This is a genomic window from Psychrobacter coccoides, assembly GCF_017498085.1.
GTDB lineage: Bacteria > Pseudomonadota > Gammaproteobacteria > Pseudomonadales > Moraxellaceae > Psychrobacter > Psychrobacter coccoides.
Map to the genome: position 1 here is coordinate 78,542 of NZ_JAGBKM010000002.1, position 19,324 is coordinate 97,865.

The 19,324-nt window shown below is 44.1% G+C and carries 18 protein-coding genes; 16 read left to right on the forward strand and 2 right to left on the reverse strand.

Annotated elements, in window-relative coordinates; translation table 11 throughout:
* The first annotated feature begins 75 nt into the window (after positions 1-75).
* The 14 genes from hemE to J3492_RS01875 all read left to right on the forward strand — a co-directional run bounded on the left by hemE (position 76) and on the right by J3492_RS01875 (position 15,490).
* Positions 76-1,212 carry a uroporphyrinogen decarboxylase gene (gene hemE / locus J3492_RS01810; RefSeq protein ID WP_207989165.1) on the forward strand — a complete coding sequence of 379 codons (1,137 nt, stop codon included), beginning with the start codon at positions 76-78 and terminating at the stop codon, positions 1,210-1,212.
* 95 nt (positions 1,213-1,307) lie between these two features.
* Positions 1,308-2,375, forward strand: coding sequence for an N-acetyl-gamma-glutamyl-phosphate reductase (gene argC, locus J3492_RS01815; protein WP_207989167.1), 1,068 nt, complete (start codon positions 1,308-1,310; stop codon positions 2,373-2,375).
* Between the two features lie 259 nt (positions 2,376-2,634).
* Positions 2,635-3,435, forward strand: coding sequence for a hypothetical protein (locus J3492_RS01820; protein ID WP_243453048.1), 801 nt, complete (start codon positions 2,635-2,637; stop codon positions 3,433-3,435).
* 95 nt (positions 3,436-3,530) lie between these two features.
* On the forward strand, positions 3,531-3,944 hold the full coding sequence (locus J3492_RS01825; RefSeq protein WP_207989468.1) for an ATP-dependent Clp protease adaptor ClpS: 414 nt from the start codon (positions 3,531-3,533) through the stop codon (positions 3,942-3,944).
* A gap of 688 nt (positions 3,945-4,632) precedes the next feature.
* Positions 4,633-7,167, forward strand: coding sequence for an AAA family ATPase (locus J3492_RS01830; protein WP_207989169.1), 2,535 nt, complete (start codon positions 4,633-4,635; stop codon positions 7,165-7,167).
* A gap of 137 nt (positions 7,168-7,304) precedes the next feature.
* Positions 7,305-8,042 (forward strand): uracil-DNA glycosylase, encoded by a 738-nt coding sequence (locus J3492_RS01835; RefSeq protein ID WP_207989171.1) that lies wholly within the window; start codon positions 7,305-7,307, stop codon positions 8,040-8,042.
* Between the two features lie 6 nt (positions 8,043-8,048).
* Positions 8,049-8,648 carry a tRNA adenosine(34) deaminase TadA gene (gene tadA / locus J3492_RS01840; protein WP_243453049.1) on the forward strand — a complete coding sequence of 200 codons (600 nt, stop codon included), beginning with the start codon at positions 8,049-8,051 and terminating at the stop codon, positions 8,646-8,648.
* Between the two features lie 223 nt (positions 8,649-8,871).
* Positions 8,872-9,579: a (d)CMP kinase gene (gene cmk, locus J3492_RS01845; RefSeq protein ID WP_207989472.1), complete on the forward strand. Its 708-nt coding sequence runs from the start codon at positions 8,872-8,874 to the stop codon at positions 9,577-9,579.
* A 316-nt stretch (positions 9,580-9,895) separates the two neighbouring features.
* Complete coding sequence (rpsA, locus tag J3492_RS01850) at positions 9,896-11,575, forward strand: 30S ribosomal protein S1 (RefSeq protein WP_207989173.1); 1,680 nt, start codon at positions 9,896-9,898, stop codon at positions 11,573-11,575.
* Positions 11,576-11,977: 402 nt separating this feature from the next.
* Positions 11,978-12,280 carry an integration host factor subunit beta gene (locus J3492_RS01855; RefSeq protein ID WP_207989175.1) on the forward strand — a complete coding sequence of 101 codons (303 nt, stop codon included), beginning with the start codon at positions 11,978-11,980 and terminating at the stop codon, positions 12,278-12,280.
* Positions 12,281-12,413: 133 nt separating this feature from the next.
* Complete coding sequence (locus J3492_RS01860; protein ID WP_207989177.1) at positions 12,414-12,821, forward strand: LapA family protein; 408 nt, start codon at positions 12,414-12,416, stop codon at positions 12,819-12,821.
* A gap of 77 nt (positions 12,822-12,898) precedes the next feature.
* Entirely contained in the window at positions 12,899-13,600 is a 702-nt protein-coding gene (gene pyrF / locus J3492_RS01865; RefSeq protein ID WP_207989179.1) for an orotidine-5'-phosphate decarboxylase, read from the forward strand.
* Positions 13,601-13,740: 140 nt separating this feature from the next.
* Positions 13,741-14,535 (forward strand): metallophosphoesterase, encoded by a 795-nt coding sequence (locus tag J3492_RS01870; protein WP_207989182.1) that lies wholly within the window; start codon positions 13,741-13,743, stop codon positions 14,533-14,535.
* 118 nt (positions 14,536-14,653) lie between these two features.
* Complete coding sequence (locus J3492_RS01875; RefSeq protein WP_207989184.1) at positions 14,654-15,490, forward strand: histidine phosphatase family protein; 837 nt, start codon at positions 14,654-14,656, stop codon at positions 15,488-15,490.
* A gap of 71 nt (positions 15,491-15,561) precedes the next feature.
* Here the strand turns inward: J3492_RS01875 and rpsT are convergent, their stop codons facing one another.
* Entirely contained in the window at positions 15,562-15,828 is a 267-nt protein-coding gene (rpsT, locus tag J3492_RS01880) for a 30S ribosomal protein S20 (RefSeq protein WP_207989185.1), read from the reverse strand.
* A gap of 453 nt (positions 15,829-16,281) precedes the next feature.
* On the opposite strand from rpsT, the gene J3492_RS01885 reads away from it, so the two are divergent.
* The gene (locus tag J3492_RS01885) at positions 16,282-16,983 is read left to right on the forward strand and encodes an NAD-dependent epimerase/dehydratase family protein (protein ID WP_207989187.1); all 702 of its coding nucleotides are present in this window, start codon (positions 16,282-16,284) and stop codon (positions 16,981-16,983) included.
* A 38-nt stretch (positions 16,984-17,021) separates the two neighbouring features.
* Complete coding sequence (gene rraA, locus J3492_RS01890) at positions 17,022-17,558, forward strand: ribonuclease E activity regulator RraA (protein WP_207989189.1); 537 nt, start codon at positions 17,022-17,024, stop codon at positions 17,556-17,558.
* A gap of 94 nt (positions 17,559-17,652) precedes the next feature.
* On the opposite strand, the gene J3492_RS01895 is transcribed toward rraA, so the two are convergent.
* Positions 17,653-19,287: a BCCT family transporter gene (locus tag J3492_RS01895; protein WP_207989191.1), complete on the reverse strand. Its 1,635-nt coding sequence runs from the start codon at positions 19,285-19,287 to the stop codon at positions 17,653-17,655.
* Positions 19,288-19,324: the final 37 nt, after the last annotated feature.

The following is a 19,324-nucleotide window of genomic DNA, read 5'->3' on the forward strand; positions in this document are numbered from 1 at the left end:
TCTGATTTATTTATTATTCATTCTTATTTTTGACGATGTCAGCGATGAGATTTTTAGCATTTTGGAGATTTGTGCATGAGCGCTTTAGATAATACCAACGCAAACCAGCATAACTTTGCGCCATTAAAAAACGATAGGTTGCTGCGAGCGCTGCGTTTTGAGCCTATAGATACGACGCCTGTATGGATGATGCGTCAAGCTGGCCGTTATTTGCCAGAATATAAAGCCACACGTGCAGAAGCCGGTGATTTTATGAGCTTGTGCCGAGACACCGCCCGTGCTACTGAAGTGACGCTACAGCCTTTACGCCGTATGGACTTAGATGCTGCGATCTTATTTAGTGATATTTTGACCATTCCTGATGCGATGGGTCTGGGTCTATACTTTGAGACAGGCGAGGGCCCTAAGTTTAAGCACCCTATCCGCAAACAAGCAGATCTTGATAGATTGCCTACGCTTGATGTCAATGATTCGCTCGACTATGTCATGCGTGCAGTGACCAGCATTCGTAAAGCATTAAACGGTCAAGTGCCTTTATTTGGTTTTTCTGGTAGTCCTTGGACGCTTGCCACTTACATGATTGAAGGAGGCAGCTCAAAAGATTATCGCTATACTAAGGGCTTCTTATATAGTAACCCTGAGTTTTTACATCAGCTATTAGATAAGCTGGCGGTCGCTGTGATTGACTATTTGGATGCGCAAGTCGTGGCAGGGGCTCAGATATTACAAATATTTGACAGTTGGGGTGGTGCATTAGCCCATCGTCAGTTTGTGGACTTTTCGCATGCTTACAATAAGCGTATCGTTGCTGAGTTGAAGGTACGTCATCCAGATATACCTGTGGTCTTATTCACCAAAGGTGGTGGCCTCTGGCTTGATATCCAAGCTGATAGTGAGGCGGATGCTTTAGGTCTCGATTGGACGATGCCGCTCGATCGTGCCCGTCAAGTCTTGGCAGAAAGCCAGCGCAACCTCACCAAACAACATAAAAAAATACAGCGTAATAAAGCCATTCAGGGTAACTTAGATCCAGCCACGCTCTATGGCTCGCCCGAGCTCATTCGTTCTGAGACTACAGCGATGCTCGATCGTGCTTACGCCAATGGTGAAAAAACGGGCTATGTGGCAAACTTAGGTCATGGTATCACTCAGTGGGTTGATCCTGAGCGTGCAAAAGTATTTATCGATGCGGTACATGATTATCAGATTTAAGTGTCGTCAATCATAGGCAGACATACACTACCACTAGACTTTAATGCGATATTTAAAGTGCTACATTTAATGACTTATTAGTAAAAGGACATCTTATGATATCAGCAGCTATCGTTGGCGGGACGGGCTATACAGGTGTTGAACTGATCCGTCTGTTATCCGCTCATCCTGAGGTGTCCATTGATCTACTGACTTCACGCAGTGAAGCAGGTACTCGTGCGGATGAGATATTTCCAAGTTTGCGCGGGATCTCAGACATTGTGTTTAGTGATCTGGGTGATGAGACGTTAGATGCTTTACAAAAATGTGATGTGGTGTTTTTTGCAACCCCGCATGGTGTAGCGATGAAGCAAGCGGAAGCTTTAACGCAAGCGGGTGTGAAAGTGGTGGATTTGGCGGCTGACTTTCGTCTGCAGTCATTGATAGACTTTGAAACCTGGTATCAGCAGCCACATAGCTGTCCAGAGTTGCTAAAAAGTGCCGTGTATGGCCTACCTGAAATCAATCGAGAAAAGCTTGCTGACGCTTTAGTCGTGGGGAACCCGGGTTGCTATCCAACGACTGCAATATTGGGACTAAAACCAATCATTGAGCTGCAAAATAAGCAAGATACCCGTTTGATTGAGCCCCGCATCGTGATTGATGCCAAGTCAGGGGTTTCGGGTGCGGGTCGCCAGGCAAGCTTAGCACTCAATTATGCGGAAACGACTGATAACTTTAAGGCTTACGGTATAAAAGGGCATCGTCATTTACCAGAAATTGAACAAGGTATTGAGCAGTTATTAAGCAGTCAGTTTAAGCACAAAATCCGTTTTTTACCACATTTGGTGCCGATGATTCGTGGTATGTTCAGCACTATACATCTGGAGCTAACTACAGAGGGCTGTGCTGTAGATTGGCAACAAGCATTTGAGACCAGTTATGCTGAAGAGGCGTTTATTGATGTGTTGCCAGCAGGCGTCTACCCTGATACTCGCAGTGTGCGTGCCAGCAACCGCCTACGTATTGCGGTCCATCAAGATGCAACACGTGGTGAGCTTACGGTTATGGTTGTGCAGGACAATCTAGTAAAAGGCGCAGCAGGGCAGGCGATTCAAAACATGAACGTGATGTTTGGGCTTGATGAGACGTTAGGCTTGAATGCAGCGCCCATTGTCCCTTAACGCTGCGTCAATAATTTGACATATAATGGTCTAATCAGTTATTACAGAACCTTTACTGTTAAGTCATTCTACTTACAGCCCTTTGCTAGGTATTGACTTTAAATTCCGTTATACTATTTTGTTCTTACGGTTAAGAAATACTGTCTAAATGCGTCTCAAATCTGCTTTTTGCTCGCCTTTGCAGTCAGCATTTTTAGTAGGTCACGCCTTTATATATGTACCTTCTGAAGCTAAACCTGATTTGATAATGCAGTCATCCATGTATAAGGCCTATCGTATAAAAAGTCATATAAAAAGCCGTATAAAAAATAGTTCAACGGTTGGTTGTCAGCAGCAAGGTGCATCGACGTTGCTATTTGCCTTATTTGCGGTAGCGGTGCTGACTACGGCGGTGGTGGCGCTGACTTTTGGCCACATGTTTGGTTATCAACGTGGCTATCATGCTTTACAGACAGAGACTGAGCAAGCAGCCATTGATAATGAGCAGGTGACGAATGAACTCGAAGACTTACGTATCAGTAATAAAGTATTAAGCAGTCAGGCAGAGACCGCCAAGCAAGAGCTGGCAATTAGCTTGGCAAACCTAGAAGAGCTGCGTCGCAATCAGCAAGAGCTAAAAGTAGAAAGCGAGCAGGTTGCACAGCTCAATCAGTTGTATGCCAAGGTTATTACGGAACAAGGCGGTATGGCACTACAAGTACTTGGTGCTAAAATTGAACCCTTGCCCGAAAACGCTTTTGAATATGGCTTTGATGTAGGGATGCTTAGTGAAGACGGAGAGGCCAAGAGTCTAACAGTGACTTTGACCTTACAAAATCAAGATAGCTTTGTAGAGGTGCCGCTAAATCCTACAGGCTATGCCATCGAAGGCATCGTACGTATACGAGGGCGCTTTGTGATGCCCGATAACTTTGATCCCCTGCAGGTTAAGCTGAGTCTAGAAGCAGATGGTCAGGAGGTTGAGCAGTTATATGACTGGCAGCTGGGTGATAGGGTCGATAGTATGCCATTGTCACTTTTAGACCTACCAGAGATCGATCAAAGTCCGATTCAGCCCTAAACACGTCAATGACCACAGTTGTCATGGTGATGACGTGATCACCACTCTCACTTTTATATTCTCAGTTTATTTTATAATATTATTTGACTATGACCATGATACAAAGATTCATCCATGCCGAACCTGCGGTTTTAGATTGGCACTTTCCAAGTTTGCCTGCCACTTTGCCAGCTGACCATCGAGCTCACGACAGTGATACCGATACTGACCCCCAAGCAGATGTACTGGTAGCAGAGCCTGAGATTGCCAAGCCGCCAATGTATGCGGTAGTCATGTATAATGATAACTACACACCAATGGAGTTTGTAGTGTACATTCTGCAGTCTGAGTTTCGCCATAATATTGATACTGCGGTTGAGATTATGCTGACCATTCATAACAGCAGTAAAGGCATCGCTGGTATCTATCCTAAAGATATTGCTGAAACAAAAGCAAAAAAAGTAAACAGTTTGGCCCATCGTGAAGGCTATCCATTACTGACTCAAATAGAACCTCATCAAGGCGAGTAAGCATACGGCCGGTGCGCCCGAAACAGCTTGCACAACACTGCTTTATTTTCTCATAGATATACCGCTCTTCATGCACCGTATGTCCTTGTTTATTCTTGATTTTTATCAAACCTCCCTCATATTAGTATTATGGATAACTATTAAAGAGTTCTTTAATAGTGCTGTCTTTTAATCCTTCACACTATCTTCAAAGTCAACTTCACGTTTTATTTGTCCTTATTTCATGCATCAGCGTTATTAACACGATTGCTGTCTTTAAGTAACCTTGATTAACAGTCTGGGATAAGAGCAAGGTATGAAAAGGTATCGCTTGATGTTGTCACGTTCAGTACTTATCTCAATGATTAGTGACTATCAGTAAATAGTGGATATATTATGTCTTAATGCTCATATGCATCTAGATGCATGGATACATTTTGGTACGTTTTTATAGATTGACTATAATGGCCTATCGTGTTGATATGAAGATATAGTGTCGTAAAACGTGATAGTAAGCTTAGTGTGTTGAAGCGCTGTGTAAGATTATAGTGTTGCAAATCTATTGGCTACCAAGAGTAATGTTTGAATGATTAGAAGTTACTATTGATGGTTAAAACCAACTTATGGCCCTTGAACAATCTGTCTGTCGCCCTGATTTAATCTCTAAGCTGTTGAATTATAAAAACATGTATAACTGTAGGAAATTGTTATGTTAAGTCGTCATCTTGAAGTTTCTTTGCGTTTAGCAATGACGCTTGCGCGCCAAAAATCACACGAGTACCTTACTGTAGAGCACTTACTATTAGCGCTTTTAGAAAACACCCATGCGGCCAATACCTTGACCGCTTGTAATGCCAATATCTCAAATCTACGTACCGAGCTGGAAGCTTATATTAGCAAGCATACGCCGACTATAGATGCGGATATGGAGCAATCGCCGCAGCCCACCCAGAGCTTTGATCGTATTTTGCAGCGTGCTATCTTTCATGTGCAGTCGATCGGGGGTGGTCGTCTGGTTGAAGGATCGGATATTTTGGTTTCGATGTTCTCTGAGCACGATACCTATGCTGTGTATTTGCTCAAAAAACAAGGCATCAGTCGTTTAGAGCTGACACAATATCTCTCACACGGTCAAGATAAAGATGAGCCGTCTGAGCCACGGGCATCAATGACGGGTGAGCGCCGTAGTGCGTCTGAAAAAACCAGCAAAGATCCTTTAGTAGAGTTTGCTAGCAACTTAAATCAACGTGCCGCTGAAGGTAAGACAGATCCTTTGATTGGCCGAGCGTCTGAGATTGAGCGTACAGCGCAGGTGTTGTGCCGTCGCCGCAAAAACAACCCGCTATTGGTGGGTGAGCCTGGTGTGGGTAAAACCTCGATTGCCGAAGGCCTAGCGTGGTTGATTATCAATGATAAAGCACCAAAGCCACTCAATGGCTGCGTGATTTATAGTCTTGATATCGGTGCGCTTATTGCAGGAACTAAGTATCGCGGTGATTTTGAAAAACGTATGAAGTCGTTACTTGATGCGTTAAAGAAAAAACCGAATGCGATTTTGTTTATCGATGAAATTCATATGATTATCGGTGCAGGCTCATCGATGAGCAGCAATATGGATGTCTCAAACTTAATCAAGCCAGCACTGGCCAATGGTGAGCTACGCTGCATAGGCTCGACGACTTTTACTGAGTATCGTCAAGTGTTTGAAAAAGACCATGCGCTTTCACGTCGTTTCCAAAAAATTGATGTCAAAGAGCCAAGTGTGGACGATACCATTGATATTTTACGTGGACTAAAGCCACGCTATGAAGAGTTTCATAATGTTGAATACACTGACGAAGCGTTGGTGTCTGCAGTGCAACTGTCATCTAAGCACATTCATGAGCGCTTCTTGCCAGACAAAGCGATTGATGTGATCGATGAAGCAGGAGCTTACAAACGCTTAGGCGTAGTGCCTGATAGCAAAGACCTCGATGCAGAAGAGAGCTTTATTGCTGATTTAGAACAAAGCATCGATCAGCAAGATTATACCGAAGCTGAGCCTGATACTGCTGCTGAAAACGTGCAGAAAGATGCTGTAACTGCCAAAGCAGAAGATCTGTCAGACGATATAGATGACTTACAAACGGCGAACAGCAAAAAGGCGATGATCAAAATCGATGTTGCTGATATTGAAGCAATTATCGCTAAGCTTGCACGTATTCCGCCTAAATCCGTATCCTCTGATGATAAAAGCATACTCGAGCATTTAGATCGTGATCTTAAGCACTTGGTATTTGGTCAGGATGAAGCGATTGAGACATTAGCAGATGCCATTAAGTTATCGAGAGCGGGTCTAAAAGAGGCGGATAAGCCAATCGGTTCGTTTATGTTTGCAGGACCTACAGGGGTGGGTAAGACAGAAGTGTCCCGCCAGCTGGCAAATCTGTTAGGGGTAGAGTTGGTGCGTTTTGATATGTCAGAGTATATGGAAGCGCATACGGCCTCACGTCTCATCGGTGCGCCGCCGGGTTATGTCGGCTTTGATCAAGGAGGTCTGCTAACTGAAAAGATCAATCAGCACCCACATTGTGTGTTGTTGCTTGATGAGATCGAAAAAGCGCACCCTGATGTCTTTAACTTGTTATTGCAAGTCATGGATCATGGTACTTTAACGGATAATAATGGCCGTGTGGCCAGTTTCAAGCAGGTTATTATCATTATGACCACCAACGTCGGTGCCGATAGTATCAGCCGCTCTTCTATGGGCTTTACTGAGCAAGACCATAGCCGTGACAACACCGAAGCACTCAAGCGTGTCTTTACGCCTGAATTCCGTAACCGCCTAGATGCCATTATACAGTTTAATGCTCTAGATACCTCGGTCGTGGTGTCAGTGGTTGATAAGTTCTTGGTAGAGTTACAAGCTCAGCTTGATGACAAGCAGGTGACGCTGGAGATTGATGATGAGGTTCGTGACTATCTGGCGCATAAAGGCTATGATCGCTTGATGGGAGCACGTCCTATGCAGCGCCTGATTCAAGATGAAATCAAAAAGCCGTTGGCAAATATGATTTTATTTGGTGAGTTGGTCAATGGTGGGGTGGTGCATGTTACTTTAGAGTCTGATGAAGTGGCTGTAGATTTACAAAAACCATCTATGAATATTGACAAACGTGATAAAGCCTCAACCGACAGTCGTATCGTATTGACTGTGGTTGAAACTCACGAACCGCGTCCAGATTCTGAGTCACTAGCCAGCTGATAATTTATCATCTGTTGAAACGGTTACCATATGACTGTGGTAGCCGTTTTTTTATTGCTATAATTCATTATAAGGTAGATATGAGGCCTTACCCTTATCAGCAGGGCTTTAGTTTATAAAAATATAAAGGATATGTCATGGGACTGTTCGATGAAACAAACACCAAAACACCAGAGCAAAAACAAGCGATTTTAGATAAGGTGCGTTTGCCAGAGGACTGGAAAACCGCTTTAGCGGATGAGCTGACGTCTGCCAATATGGACAATTTACGTGCTTTTTTAAAAGAGGAATATCAGTCGCAGAACAGTATCTATCCTCCTGCTCACTTAATGTTCAATGCTTTTAACTTAACCCCCTTATCGCAAGTTAAGGTCGTTATTTTGGGTCAAGATCCTTATCATCGTCCAGGTCAAGCCATGGGGCTGTCATTTTCTGTACCAAAGGCCATTCCAAAGCCACCCTCACTTAATAATGTCCTAAAAGAAATGGCGGATGATATTGGCACTCAGCACTCTGCTCATGGGGATTTAACGCATTGGGCGCAGGAAGGCGTACTGCTATTAAACAGCTCCTTGACTGTCAAAGAAGGTGAGCCAAACAGCCATCAAAACAAAGGCTGGGAGCAATTTACTGATGCGGTGATTGATGTGGTCAACGAGCAAACAGAGCACACAGTTTTTATACTGTGGGGCAGTAAAGCACAAAAAAAGGGCAAGTATATCGATACGGATAAGCATTTGATTCTGACGGCGGTTCATCCTTCACCACTTGCAGCCAATCGCGGTGGGTTTTTTGGCTCTAAGCCGTTCTCTAAAACCAATGACTATCTGTCTCAACACGGTCAGACGCCTATTGATTGGCAATTGCCTCAGTAGCTATTGATGATGACACGTTTTGTTATACAGCCGTTTCAATTGAGCCGTGATAGTTTGCGCCCGCCTGACTTAAGTCTTTGTCGTTTTTGGCCCATTGAAGACGTTCAATGGATGCATCATGCGCTCGAGCTTGCTCAGCGAGGGGCAGCGCTTGGAGAAGTACCAGTCGGTGCAGTGCTGGTACATAATCAGCAGGTTATTGGTCAAGGGTTTAATCAACCAATAAGTCGTCATGATGCCACCGCTCATGCAGAAGTCATTGCGATTAGAGAAGCCTGCGCTGCATTCAATAATTACCGTTTACCAGCAGGTACGACTTTATATGTCACCCTTGAGCCGTGTACTATGTGCGTTGGTGCGCTGATACATGCACGTGTCGCCAGACTCGTTTTTGCTGCTAGTGAGCCACGGGCAGGTATGGTTGGCAGTCAACTAAACTTGCCTGCTCAAGATTTTTATAATCATACGCTTGAAGTGGATCAGGGCTTGTGTAGCGCACACAGTAGCCAACTGCTCAAAGCGTTTTTTCGGGAGCGTCGTAAGTCAGCAAAAAAAATACAGCAGGCAAAGCAGTTACTGATAAAACAACATCGTGATGAAATATAAATATCAGCCATGGTGATGATGCCGTTTTCTTGTTATAATATCGCCCTATTTGGTGCTGCAACACTTAAGTTGTACTTAAGTGTTTGATATATAATGTAATATTGTGGTTTTTAGGCGATTGAATCCCCAGTACAAGTAGCGTCTATATATAATTTGAGTGATTAGCATGACTGAACCTATACCTGATGGCGCTTTATTTGATAACGGTAATAATCAAGCCATGATGCGTTATCCTGTGATCTGTATTGATGGTCCCAGCGGCGCGGGCAAAGGTACGGTCACTTGGCGTTTAGCTCAAGCATTAAATTATCAGTTATTGGACTCTGGTGCTTTATACCGTATCGTAGGCTTAAAAGCTTACGAAGCGGGTTTAGTATCAGCAGATGCCAGTCAGCCGATTGACGAAAATGCTTTGTTGGTATTAACCCAAAGTCTTGATATCTCCTTTGTACCCAATAACGACTCAGGTCGGGTCGATATTGTAGTGAATGGAGAGGCGGTAGGTGAGCAAGTGCGCAATGAAACCGTTGGCGGTTATGCCTCACAGATTGCGGTATTTAGTCAAGTGCGTCAGGCATTACTCAAGTTGCAACAAGATATGGCAACCCGCTCGGGACTTGTCGCTGATGGCCGAGACATGGGTACTGTCGTATTTCCAGATGCCGATGTGAAGGTTTTTTTGACTGCTAGTGCTGAGGCACGTGCGCAGCGCCGAGTGGCTCAGTTGTTAAATAACCACCAAGCTGCGGACTTTGATGCGATTTTAGCGACGATTAAGGCTCGTGACGCCCGTGATGAAAATCGTGCTACTGCACCATCAAAACCGGCAGCAGACGCCTTAGTGATAGACAGCTCGACATTGGATGCCAGTGCTGTTTATGAGCAAGTAAAGGCTTATTGCCAAAAGCAAGGTATCTGCTTTACGGCTTAACGCTTTTGAAATTTTAATCGTTTTGTTTTCAACTGACGCTAACGGTTTAAATATGATAGTAGGGGGCGTTTCGCTATAAGCTGTCGATAGCAAAAAAAGGAACAGAAAGACAGCGGCTTTGACCATGATTACTTATATTAAGTAAGCAATTCACAAAAAGACTGTTGTTGCTAATGAGCCAATATAGTACGCTTATTACCAACAAAAGTTTTTTATATGGTTGTATAAGATATAAAACCAGTATTCACGTTTTATATAATCATAAATTTGATCCGTACTGTGCTGGACAGGATACGGCTATACAAAGGTAGACATAATGGAATCATTTGCTGAACTATTTGAAGCGAGCATTGAAGAGCAGGGTCTGGATATCGAGCGTGGCTCGGTCATCACAGGTGCTGTAGTAGCCATCGATAATGACTGGATCACTGTAGATACTGGTCTTAAATCTGAAGGTATTGTTGCTCGTGAAGAGTTTTTAAGCGAAGAAGGCGAACTTGAAGTTGAAGTTGGCGATAGCGTTGATGTCGTGGTTGAAGCAGTCGATAACGGTATGGGTCAGACCCTGCTGTCACGCGAAAAAGCCAAGCGCGTCGAAACGTGGAATGCCCTCGAAAAAATCTTTGATAATGATGAGATTGTAAAAGGTATCATTTCTAGCAAAGTTAAAGGTGGCTTCACCGTAGACGTGGGTTCAGTACGCGCGTTCCTACCTGGTTCTTTAGTAGATGTACGTCCGATTCGTGACACGACACATCTAGAAGGTAAAGAGTTAGAGTTTAAAGTTATCAAGCTAGACCAAAAGCGTAATAACGTTGTGGTAAGCCGCCGTGCAGTGATGGAAGCTGAAAACTCAGCTGAGCGCGAAGAGCTACTCAATAAGCTTGAAGAAGGTATCGAGATCGAAGGTATCGTGAAGAACCTTACTGACTATGGTGCGTTTGTAGACTTAGGTGGTATCGACGGACTACTTCACATCACTGATATGGCATGGCGCCGCATCAAGCACCCATCTGAGGTGGTTGAAGTGGGTCAAGACCTAAAGGTTAAAGTACTGAAGTTTGATCGTGAGCGCAACCGTGTTAGCTTAGGTCTAAAGCAGCTAGGAACTGATCCTTGGGACAATGTAGGTGGTACTTATCCAGTAGGCAGCATTGTTAAAGCTCGCGTGACCAACCTAACTGACTATGGTTGTTTTGCTGAGATTGCTGAAGGTATCGAAGGTCTAGTACACGTCTCAGAGATGGATCATACCAACAAAAATATCCACCCATCAAAAGTAGTACAAGTGGGTGATGAAGTTGATGTGATGATTCTAGATATCGATGAAGAGCGTCGTCGTATCAGCCTCGGCATCAAGCAAACACTAGCAAACCCATGGGATGAGTTTGATAAGAAGCATGAGCGTGGTGATAAGATCGAAGGCACTATTAAGTCAATCACTGACTTTGGTATCTTTATCGGTCTAGACGGTGGTATCGACGGTCTAGTACATCTGTCTGATATTTCTTGGAACGAAACTGGCGAAGAAGCGATTCGTAACTACAACAAAGGCGACACCGTTGAAGCGATGGTATTGTCTGTAGATGCAGAAGCAAATCGTATTAGCCTAGGTATCAAGCAGCTAAGCTCAGATCCATTTAACGAATACCTAGTCGCTAATGACCGCGGTGCTATCGTTAACGGTAAAGTGAAAGAAGTAGACGCCAAAGGTGCTACGATTGAGCTTGCTGATGAAGTTGAAGCATATCTACGTGCGTCAGAGATTCAGCGTGACCGTGTTGAAGACGCTACCAAGCACCTAAGTGTTGGTGATGACGTCGAAGCGAAGATCATCAGCGTAGATCGTAAGACACGCAACATCAGCCTGTCAATTAAAGCAAAAGACGAAGCTGAAGAGCGTCAAGCAATCAAAGATCTAGGTAGCAACGCGCCACAAGCAACAGATGCTCAGCCAAAAACAATTGGTGACTTGATCAAAGAGCAAATGCAGTAAGCGACAAATTATTGATCTAAAAGTAATATAAAAAAAGCGACTTCGGTCGCTTTTTTTTATGAGTGAAATTATATTTGGTTATTAAAAAATAAGATTTATAAAGTTTTTGCTTTAATTGCTTAAACGGTCATTCCCATTTACAATAATTTCCGCTATCATTTGCAACCCTGAGTAACGAAATGTAAACTTAGCACTAAGTGTTTGAAGCGTAAAAACTTTTCATTCATATAAATGGAAATATTTGGTGTTTTTGAGTGTTTACAAAGATGCTTTTTCGTAGCTATAAGGCAATCAATAAATATTAATCTAATGGTAGGTTTACCATCTATTAGCGATAATCTAGCTTGAACTCATGGCTGTGCTTTTAGATGATAACTACAACATAAAAAGGCAAGCGTAATAATGCAACAAGCGATTAACAAATCAGACTTTATCAATAATTTGAGCGCTAACTGTGACACGATGGCTGAAACAGTAGTAGATGACGCAGTTCGTGAAATATTAGATTTGATGGTCGATACTTTAGCCAATGATGGTCGGGTCGAGGTGCGAGGCTTTGGTAGTTTTTGTTTGCATCATCGCCGGGCTCGCATAGGTCGTAACCCTAAGACAGGAGAGAGCGTTCCAGTACCCGCTAAAGCCATTCCTCATTTTAAACCTGGTAAAGCGTTACGCGAGGCAGTAAACGAAAAAGCAGCAGTGTGATCCTATAACAATGTGCTAGTCTGAATAATAAGCACTGAGTGTGTTGAGCTCTTGATGGCTATTTGCAGCGTCTTAATGACGTATTGTTATCAAGTGATTGCTGTACATAACCGATAGCTGAAGGATATAAATAATGCGATTTTTACTGCTGGTTTTACTTTTTTTGAGTTTTGCTTATTCGCTTGGTCTGGTATTGGCCAACAACACTGAGGTCGCTGTGAGTTTGTTATTTTCTCAAGCGCCTGCGATGAATCTAGGACTACTACTCATTATCTGCTTAACACTAGGCATAGTGATAGGTTTGTTGTTGTCACTTTTAATGTTTCGTGTCCTACAAAATAAGTGGGAAATCTCTCGTTTGCAAAAACTCAATAAAAACTTAGAAGAACAAGTGGCGCAAGCTAACGCAGTTATCGACCGTCAAGCGACTGCCCCTACGGTAGAGGAGGCTGTCTATGGTGCGACGCCTGCTCAGGTGCAAGATACCTCTACAAGTACGGCTCACAAGGGTGCTACCTTAACTAAGCGCAAGCGTGACTGATTAGGTTTTGTATGGCTTATGGTCATACAGTACTGATAGAACCACCTCTCTCATCATGAATAATAAGTAGCGAAATTATGAGTAAAAAAATAATAAACTCCCCTGTTATTGTTGCCTTAGACAATAATACTATGGATACAGCACTAGCGTTAGCGGACCATTTGGATCCGGCTTTATGTCGTTTAAAGGTTGGTAAAGAGCTGTTTACGCGTTCAGGTCCTGAGATCGTAAAAGCGTTGCATCAGCGTGGTTTTGAAGTGTTTTTGGACTTAAAATTTCACGATATTCCTAATACTACTGCACAAGCGGTACTAGCAGCGGCAGATCTGGGTGTATGGATGGTGAATGTGCATGCCAGCGCAGGTAGTGCAGCGATGTCATTGGCAAAGGAGCGGTTAGTAGCAGGTGGCTATGACACGTTATTGATTGCCGTCACTGTACTTACCTCTATGACTGAGGACGTGTTGCCACAGATAGGTGTCACTGATGGTTTAGAACCACAAGTAAGCCGTTTAGCGCAGCTCACGCAGCAATCAGGTCTTGATGGCGTCGTGTGTTCCGCTCAAGAAGCAAAAGCGCTTAAAGCACTGTGTGGGAAAGACTTCAAGCTGGTCACTCCTGGCATTCGCCTACCAGAAGATAATGCAGACGACCAAAAGCGTATTTGCACGCCGAAGCAAGCATTAGATGATGGTGCAGATTATTTGGTGATTGGGCGTTCTATCACCCAAGCGCCAGACCCTACTGCAAAGCTACATAAAATTTTGCAAGGTATTTAACAAGAATAAAGTGGAATCTCTATTTTTGAAATATAATAAAAAAGACAGCTCCTGAGTTGTCTTTTTTACTTTTTAATTGCGCAAAGCTAAGTGCTACACTGTTTTCTATTTATTGATGTTTTTTGGTTGTATTGGATAATATGAAATTACAGATTTTAAGCGATTTACACATCGATAGCTACGCTCGCCAGTCACATCCCATGGGTCATATCCCCAAGACAGAGGCTGACTTGGTGCTGGTAGCAGGAGATACTGCCAATAGCGATAGCGGCATGCCTTGGTTGCAAGAGCAGGCGGCACGGTTGCAAGTCCCTGTCGTGACTATTGCTGGCAATCATGAGTACTTTAGTGAAGATGTACTGCATTTTGACAAAAAACTGGCAACGTGGGACAACTATAATACCACCACCTGTCAGGGGCTACGTTTTTTGCAATGCCAATATATGGATGTGGGTGATGTGCGCATCCTAGGCTGTACCTTGTGGACCGACTATCAATATCAAGCTGATGAAGATACTATGATGGTTGCTAGGCGATTTATGCGAGACTATAAGCAGATTTATGCCGGATATGATTTGTTTTCACCTGAGGTCTCGATACAGATTCATGCTAAGCAGCGTCAATGGCTGCAGCAAGCCTTGATGGCGGCCAAAACGCTTGGCAAAAAAACGGTGGTAATGAGTCACCACAGTATCAGCCCATTATCTGTGTCTGAGAAGTATGCTAACTTGCCAAGTAATGCTGCTTTTGTAAGTGATCTATCTGCTTGGATGTATGAGTCATGGGCGCCTACGCTTTGGGTGCATGGACATACCCATGAAGCATTTGATTATCAAATTCACAACACGCGTGTGCTCGTCAACCCTCGTGCTTATCCCAATGAAGTCAGCAGCACTGAGATAGCATTTGCTTGGGACAAAGTGATTGAAATCTAAGTTTTTTCTAATGGTCTGTCATGAGACAAGCATCAGAGGACGACAAGCCAAGACTTTATATCGTTACTCAACTTGTATTTCTTTCACTTAAGATGAGAATTCTGCTACGCTAGTCGCCATGAATAAACTTCCAGATTCTTATAATTCTAAGCATCAGGCTGAAGCATCTCTGACCAAAAACCCAATTGCGCCAGCACCTGCTCACTTGCCTGATAGTATGATTCCATCGGTTGAGCTGCTGCCAACTGATAAGCGGCTTATTTTATTTACCAGACACTCCCTGCGTGAGCGCTCTGATGGGCAGGGGTTTGCCAGCTATCAGCTGCCATTAACCCCTAGAGGTCGTGTGCTCGCTAAGTCATGGGGTCGTTGGCTTGCAAGTCATTTACCTTATTCATTGGATGTCGATAGTATCTCAAGCCCGATTGGACGTTGTATTGATACTGCACAATTGATGCAAGAGGGGGCAGGGCTAGAGCGCCATATTGAGCATCAGTCGTTGTTGGTCGAGCCTGGTAGTCTGGTGACTGAGCCTGATATTGCGAATCGGGTGTTTAAAGAGATCGGGGTACTTAACTTTATCAATCGGTTTTTGCAAGGCAATCTTGAAGGCACCAAAAATGCGTATCAAGGTGGCTTGGATATTTTATCGCTTTTTTATCAAAACCAGCCGCAGCCGGGTCATCTAATGTTGGCAGTGAGCCATGATACGTTACTGTCTGCTTTTTTAGCAGTCATGCTTGATGTTGTCGAGATCGATTGGAATGACTGGCCTAAGATGATGGAAGGAGTGTTTTTGTGGTTTGATGATAGGCCTTTTGATAAAGCAAATGCTTATTTTATTTGGCGGGGTGAGGTGTATGTGCGTCCCATCAAGAGTTTGTTAGATGGCTATCGCTTATCAGGGTTTCCTTCTAACAAGCTCTTATTACCGCCAGAAGTAAAGTGGACATAACGCTTTAAACAAAAAAAGCCTTGTCACAAGAACAAGGCTTTAGCAAACACCTAATGTGGTCGCTGCAAATCTTATGCCTGTAAGGCTTTGATCGCTTTGTTTAGACGGCTCTTACGGCGAGCAGCTTTATTCTTATGAATAATGCCTTTGTCAGCCATACGATCAATCACAGGTACCGCTTTTTTGTAAGCTTCGGTAGCTGCGTCATAATCTTTTGATTCGATAGCCGCATCAACACGCTTTAAATAAGTACGAACCATAGAGCGTTGTGACGCAGATTCTTGACGACGTTTGGTGTTTTGACGGGCGCGTTTACGAGCTTGTGCAGTATTAGCCACGCGTATCTCCTTTATGAAAGACAGATAAAAATGTGTGAAAGTTGATTGCAATAAATAAGGGTTCGAACAATCATCGGTGACGAGCAGCCGTCTCGTCAAATATGATGTCGATGTCTGTTGTTAGGGTCTCTAGTACCCATAAAACATCGCAACCGTCAAAACCATTTGGAATAATTAAACAGTTATGACGTGTAAAGCCGGATATCTTAACAAATTATTGCGCTAAGAACAATGTATTTGATTGTTAAAACTCAAAGAAGTTATGACTGGGGTGGTTCTCTGATAGGCAGTGTAAAGGAATGCAGGTTATTAGTCGGTTGTGATTCATTACCGTGATAAAATCTCTTACAATAAACTTTAGAATCCCCATCTCTACAGGGCCCTAACTTAGGTATGATAGCCTAAGGTTAGGTATGATAGTCAAAAGATCAAATAAAAGAAGATGGATAGGGTATGCAGCGAAAAGCAGTTATCATTGGCGCAACAGGGTTGGTAGGACAACATCTGATCAAGCAGCTTAGTGAAATTTATGACACTGTAATTGTGATTGCTCGGCGTCCACCGCGCTATATCAACGCCAGTATGCGTTTTTATCAAGTCACTGACTTTAATAATTTGGCAGAAGTGTTTGCCAGTGTAGGGGTCGATGGTTCAACAGACGCATTTAGCTGCTTAGGTACGACCAAAAAGCAAGCAGGCAGTGATGAGGTGTTTAGAAAAGTAGATCATGATTATAATGTCAACTTTGCCAAGCTATGCTATGACAAAGGGGTCAAAAACTTCTTTTTATTGTCTGCTATGAATGCAGACTTAGACAGTCGGTTTTTGTACAATCAAGTAAAAGCGGAGACAGAGCAGTCTATCACCGCTATAGGTTTTGAGCAGTTGGTTATTTTTCGCCCTTCACTACTGTTGGGCAAGCATAAAGGCCGGCCACTTGAGAATATTAGCCAAACAGTCTTTAAGCTCATCTCGCCATTGGTGTCTGAATCACTGCCTCTACATCCAATCTCAGCCAAACGAGTGGCCATCGCTATGGCAATGGCGGCACATGACGTATACGAGCGTAATAGATATCGTAAAGAGAGTGTGCCAAGCACGACAGATATCATCGAAAACAAACAGATGCTAGCGATGACACGAGTAAAAAAGTAGAATAAAAGCCATTAACCCTCAACAAGGAGTGTATCATCATGTCAGAATCGACAGCTATGAACAAAGAGAATTTTGTCACTTGTGATTTATTGGATGCCAATCCTGAGTCGCAGGTCTGCCTGCCCAATATCGAAGGCAAGTCATTTCACAGCTTTGGGGCAAAAGACAAGTTTTGCGGCGAAATAGTGACCGTAAAATGCTTTGAAGATAATAGCCGAGTCAAAGCGCTATTAAATAGTGATGGTAAGGACAACAATGGCGAGGGCAAAGTACTGGTCGTTGATGGCGGTGGCTCTATGCGTTGTGCGTTACTTGGCGATATGATTGCCCAGTCCGCTATCGATAATGGTTGGGCAGGGGTCATTGTCTACGGCTGTGTCCGTGATGTTGATGACCTAGCACAGATGGACATTGGGGTTAAGGCACTTGGCTGTATTCCACGCAAGTCTACCCGCCGTGATGAAGGGCAAACGGATCTAGAAATCAGCTTTGGTGATTTGACGTTGAACTCAGGAATGTTTGTCTATGTCGATAATAACGGCATTATTGCCAGTGACAAGCCTTTGATCGATTAAGATAAATTATCACTAAAGACAGCAAAAGCCCCAGTCTATGTGAATAGACTGGGGCTTTTTTGTAGCCATCAGTGGTCGACTGTATCAACAGTCCCTAGTATTTTTCTAATTCAGAGAGCATCTGCTCGCGCGCTTTGTAAATGCGCCGTAAGCCAAGCCAAAGACTCAAACACATGACGATCAGCACCACGGTAAAGGGTAGTCCGGTACTGACCGAGCCGGCCTGAATGGTTTTGAGTGCCTCGGCGCCGCCGCCATAAAGTAAAGCGATCGCAATAGCGCCCTCAGCGATGGCCCAAAAGATACGCTGAGCCACAGGCGCTTCAATCTTACCGCCTGCGGTGATGGTGTCAATCACTAACGAGCCTGAGTCTGAGGAGGTGACAAAAAACACCATAACCAAAATAATGGCGATTAAGGACGTTATGGTACCAAGGGGCAGATTATCTAGCATCTGGAACAAAGTGAGCGAGGCATTGCTCACCCCGCCTGCCAGTTCGCCCACTTGGTTTTGGTATTGACTCAGCCCTGTCTGACCGAAGATAGTCATCCAAATGATGGTAACCAGCGTGGGTGCGAGCATAACGGACACCACAAACTCGCGTACCGTACGGCCTTTTGAGATACGTGCGATAAACATACCGACAAATGGCGACCAACTGATCCACCACGCCCAATAAAATACCGTCCATGTGTGAAAAAAGTCACTGTCAGCACGGTTGACTGGGTTAGATAGCGGTACGATATAAGAGATATAATCAGCGGTAGTTGCAGCGATTTTGCCCAATAAGCCCAGCGAGTTACCCACAAAAAATACAAACAACAGTAACGCTGCGGCCGCTATCATATTGACGTTACTCAGTACCTTGACCCCGCCATCAAGGCCACGTGCCACAGATATCGTGGCAAGTGCTGTGACCACCACGATGATCATCATCTCCAGTGAGTTGCCAGCAAAATCCCAACCAAACAGATAGTTCAACCCGCTACCGGCTTGCTGAGCACCAAGCCCTAGTGAGGTTGCCAGACCAAAGATGGTAGCCAGCACGGCAAGTACGTCGATGATGTGACCGGGTAAACCCCAAGTCTTTTCCTTAAATATAGGGTAAAATACCGAACGCATGGTCAGCGGAAAGCGAAAGTTATAAGCAAAAAGTGCTAAAGACAGACCCACTACAGCATAAATTGCCCAAGGGTGCAGTCCCCAGTGATACATGGTGGCACCCATCGCTGCCCGATATGCCTCAGGGCTGTCCGCCGCCACATTCAGCGGTGTACCTGCCCAGCCACTGGCATAAGCAAGCGGCTCTGCCACGCTCCAAAACATCAGCCCAATACCCATACCAGCAGCAAACAACATCGCAAGCCATGAGCGTCTATTGAAGTCGGGGCGTGCATTGATGCCACCAATACGGATACTGCCATAAGGCGATACAATCAAAATAAAGCAAAATAACACCATGATGTTGGCAGTGCTGACAAAGAACCAATCAAACCGATTAACCACCCAATCCTTAGTGCCATTTAGCCATAAATTGGCAGTTTCAGGTGCTAGCAAGGTAAACAGCACAAAGCCGATAACCGCAAGCGCAGTCACAAAAAACACAGGGTTATGCAGCTCTAAGCCGAATATATCAATATTGTTTTCTCCCACCTTGTGCTTGGTGGTGTAGAGTTGCCGCCGGAACTTGTCAATTAGCGGTTTGGGAATTTTTTTGTGCTCGTTCATAGGTGACGAATCTCCTGATGAGGTAGCTGAGCTGTTT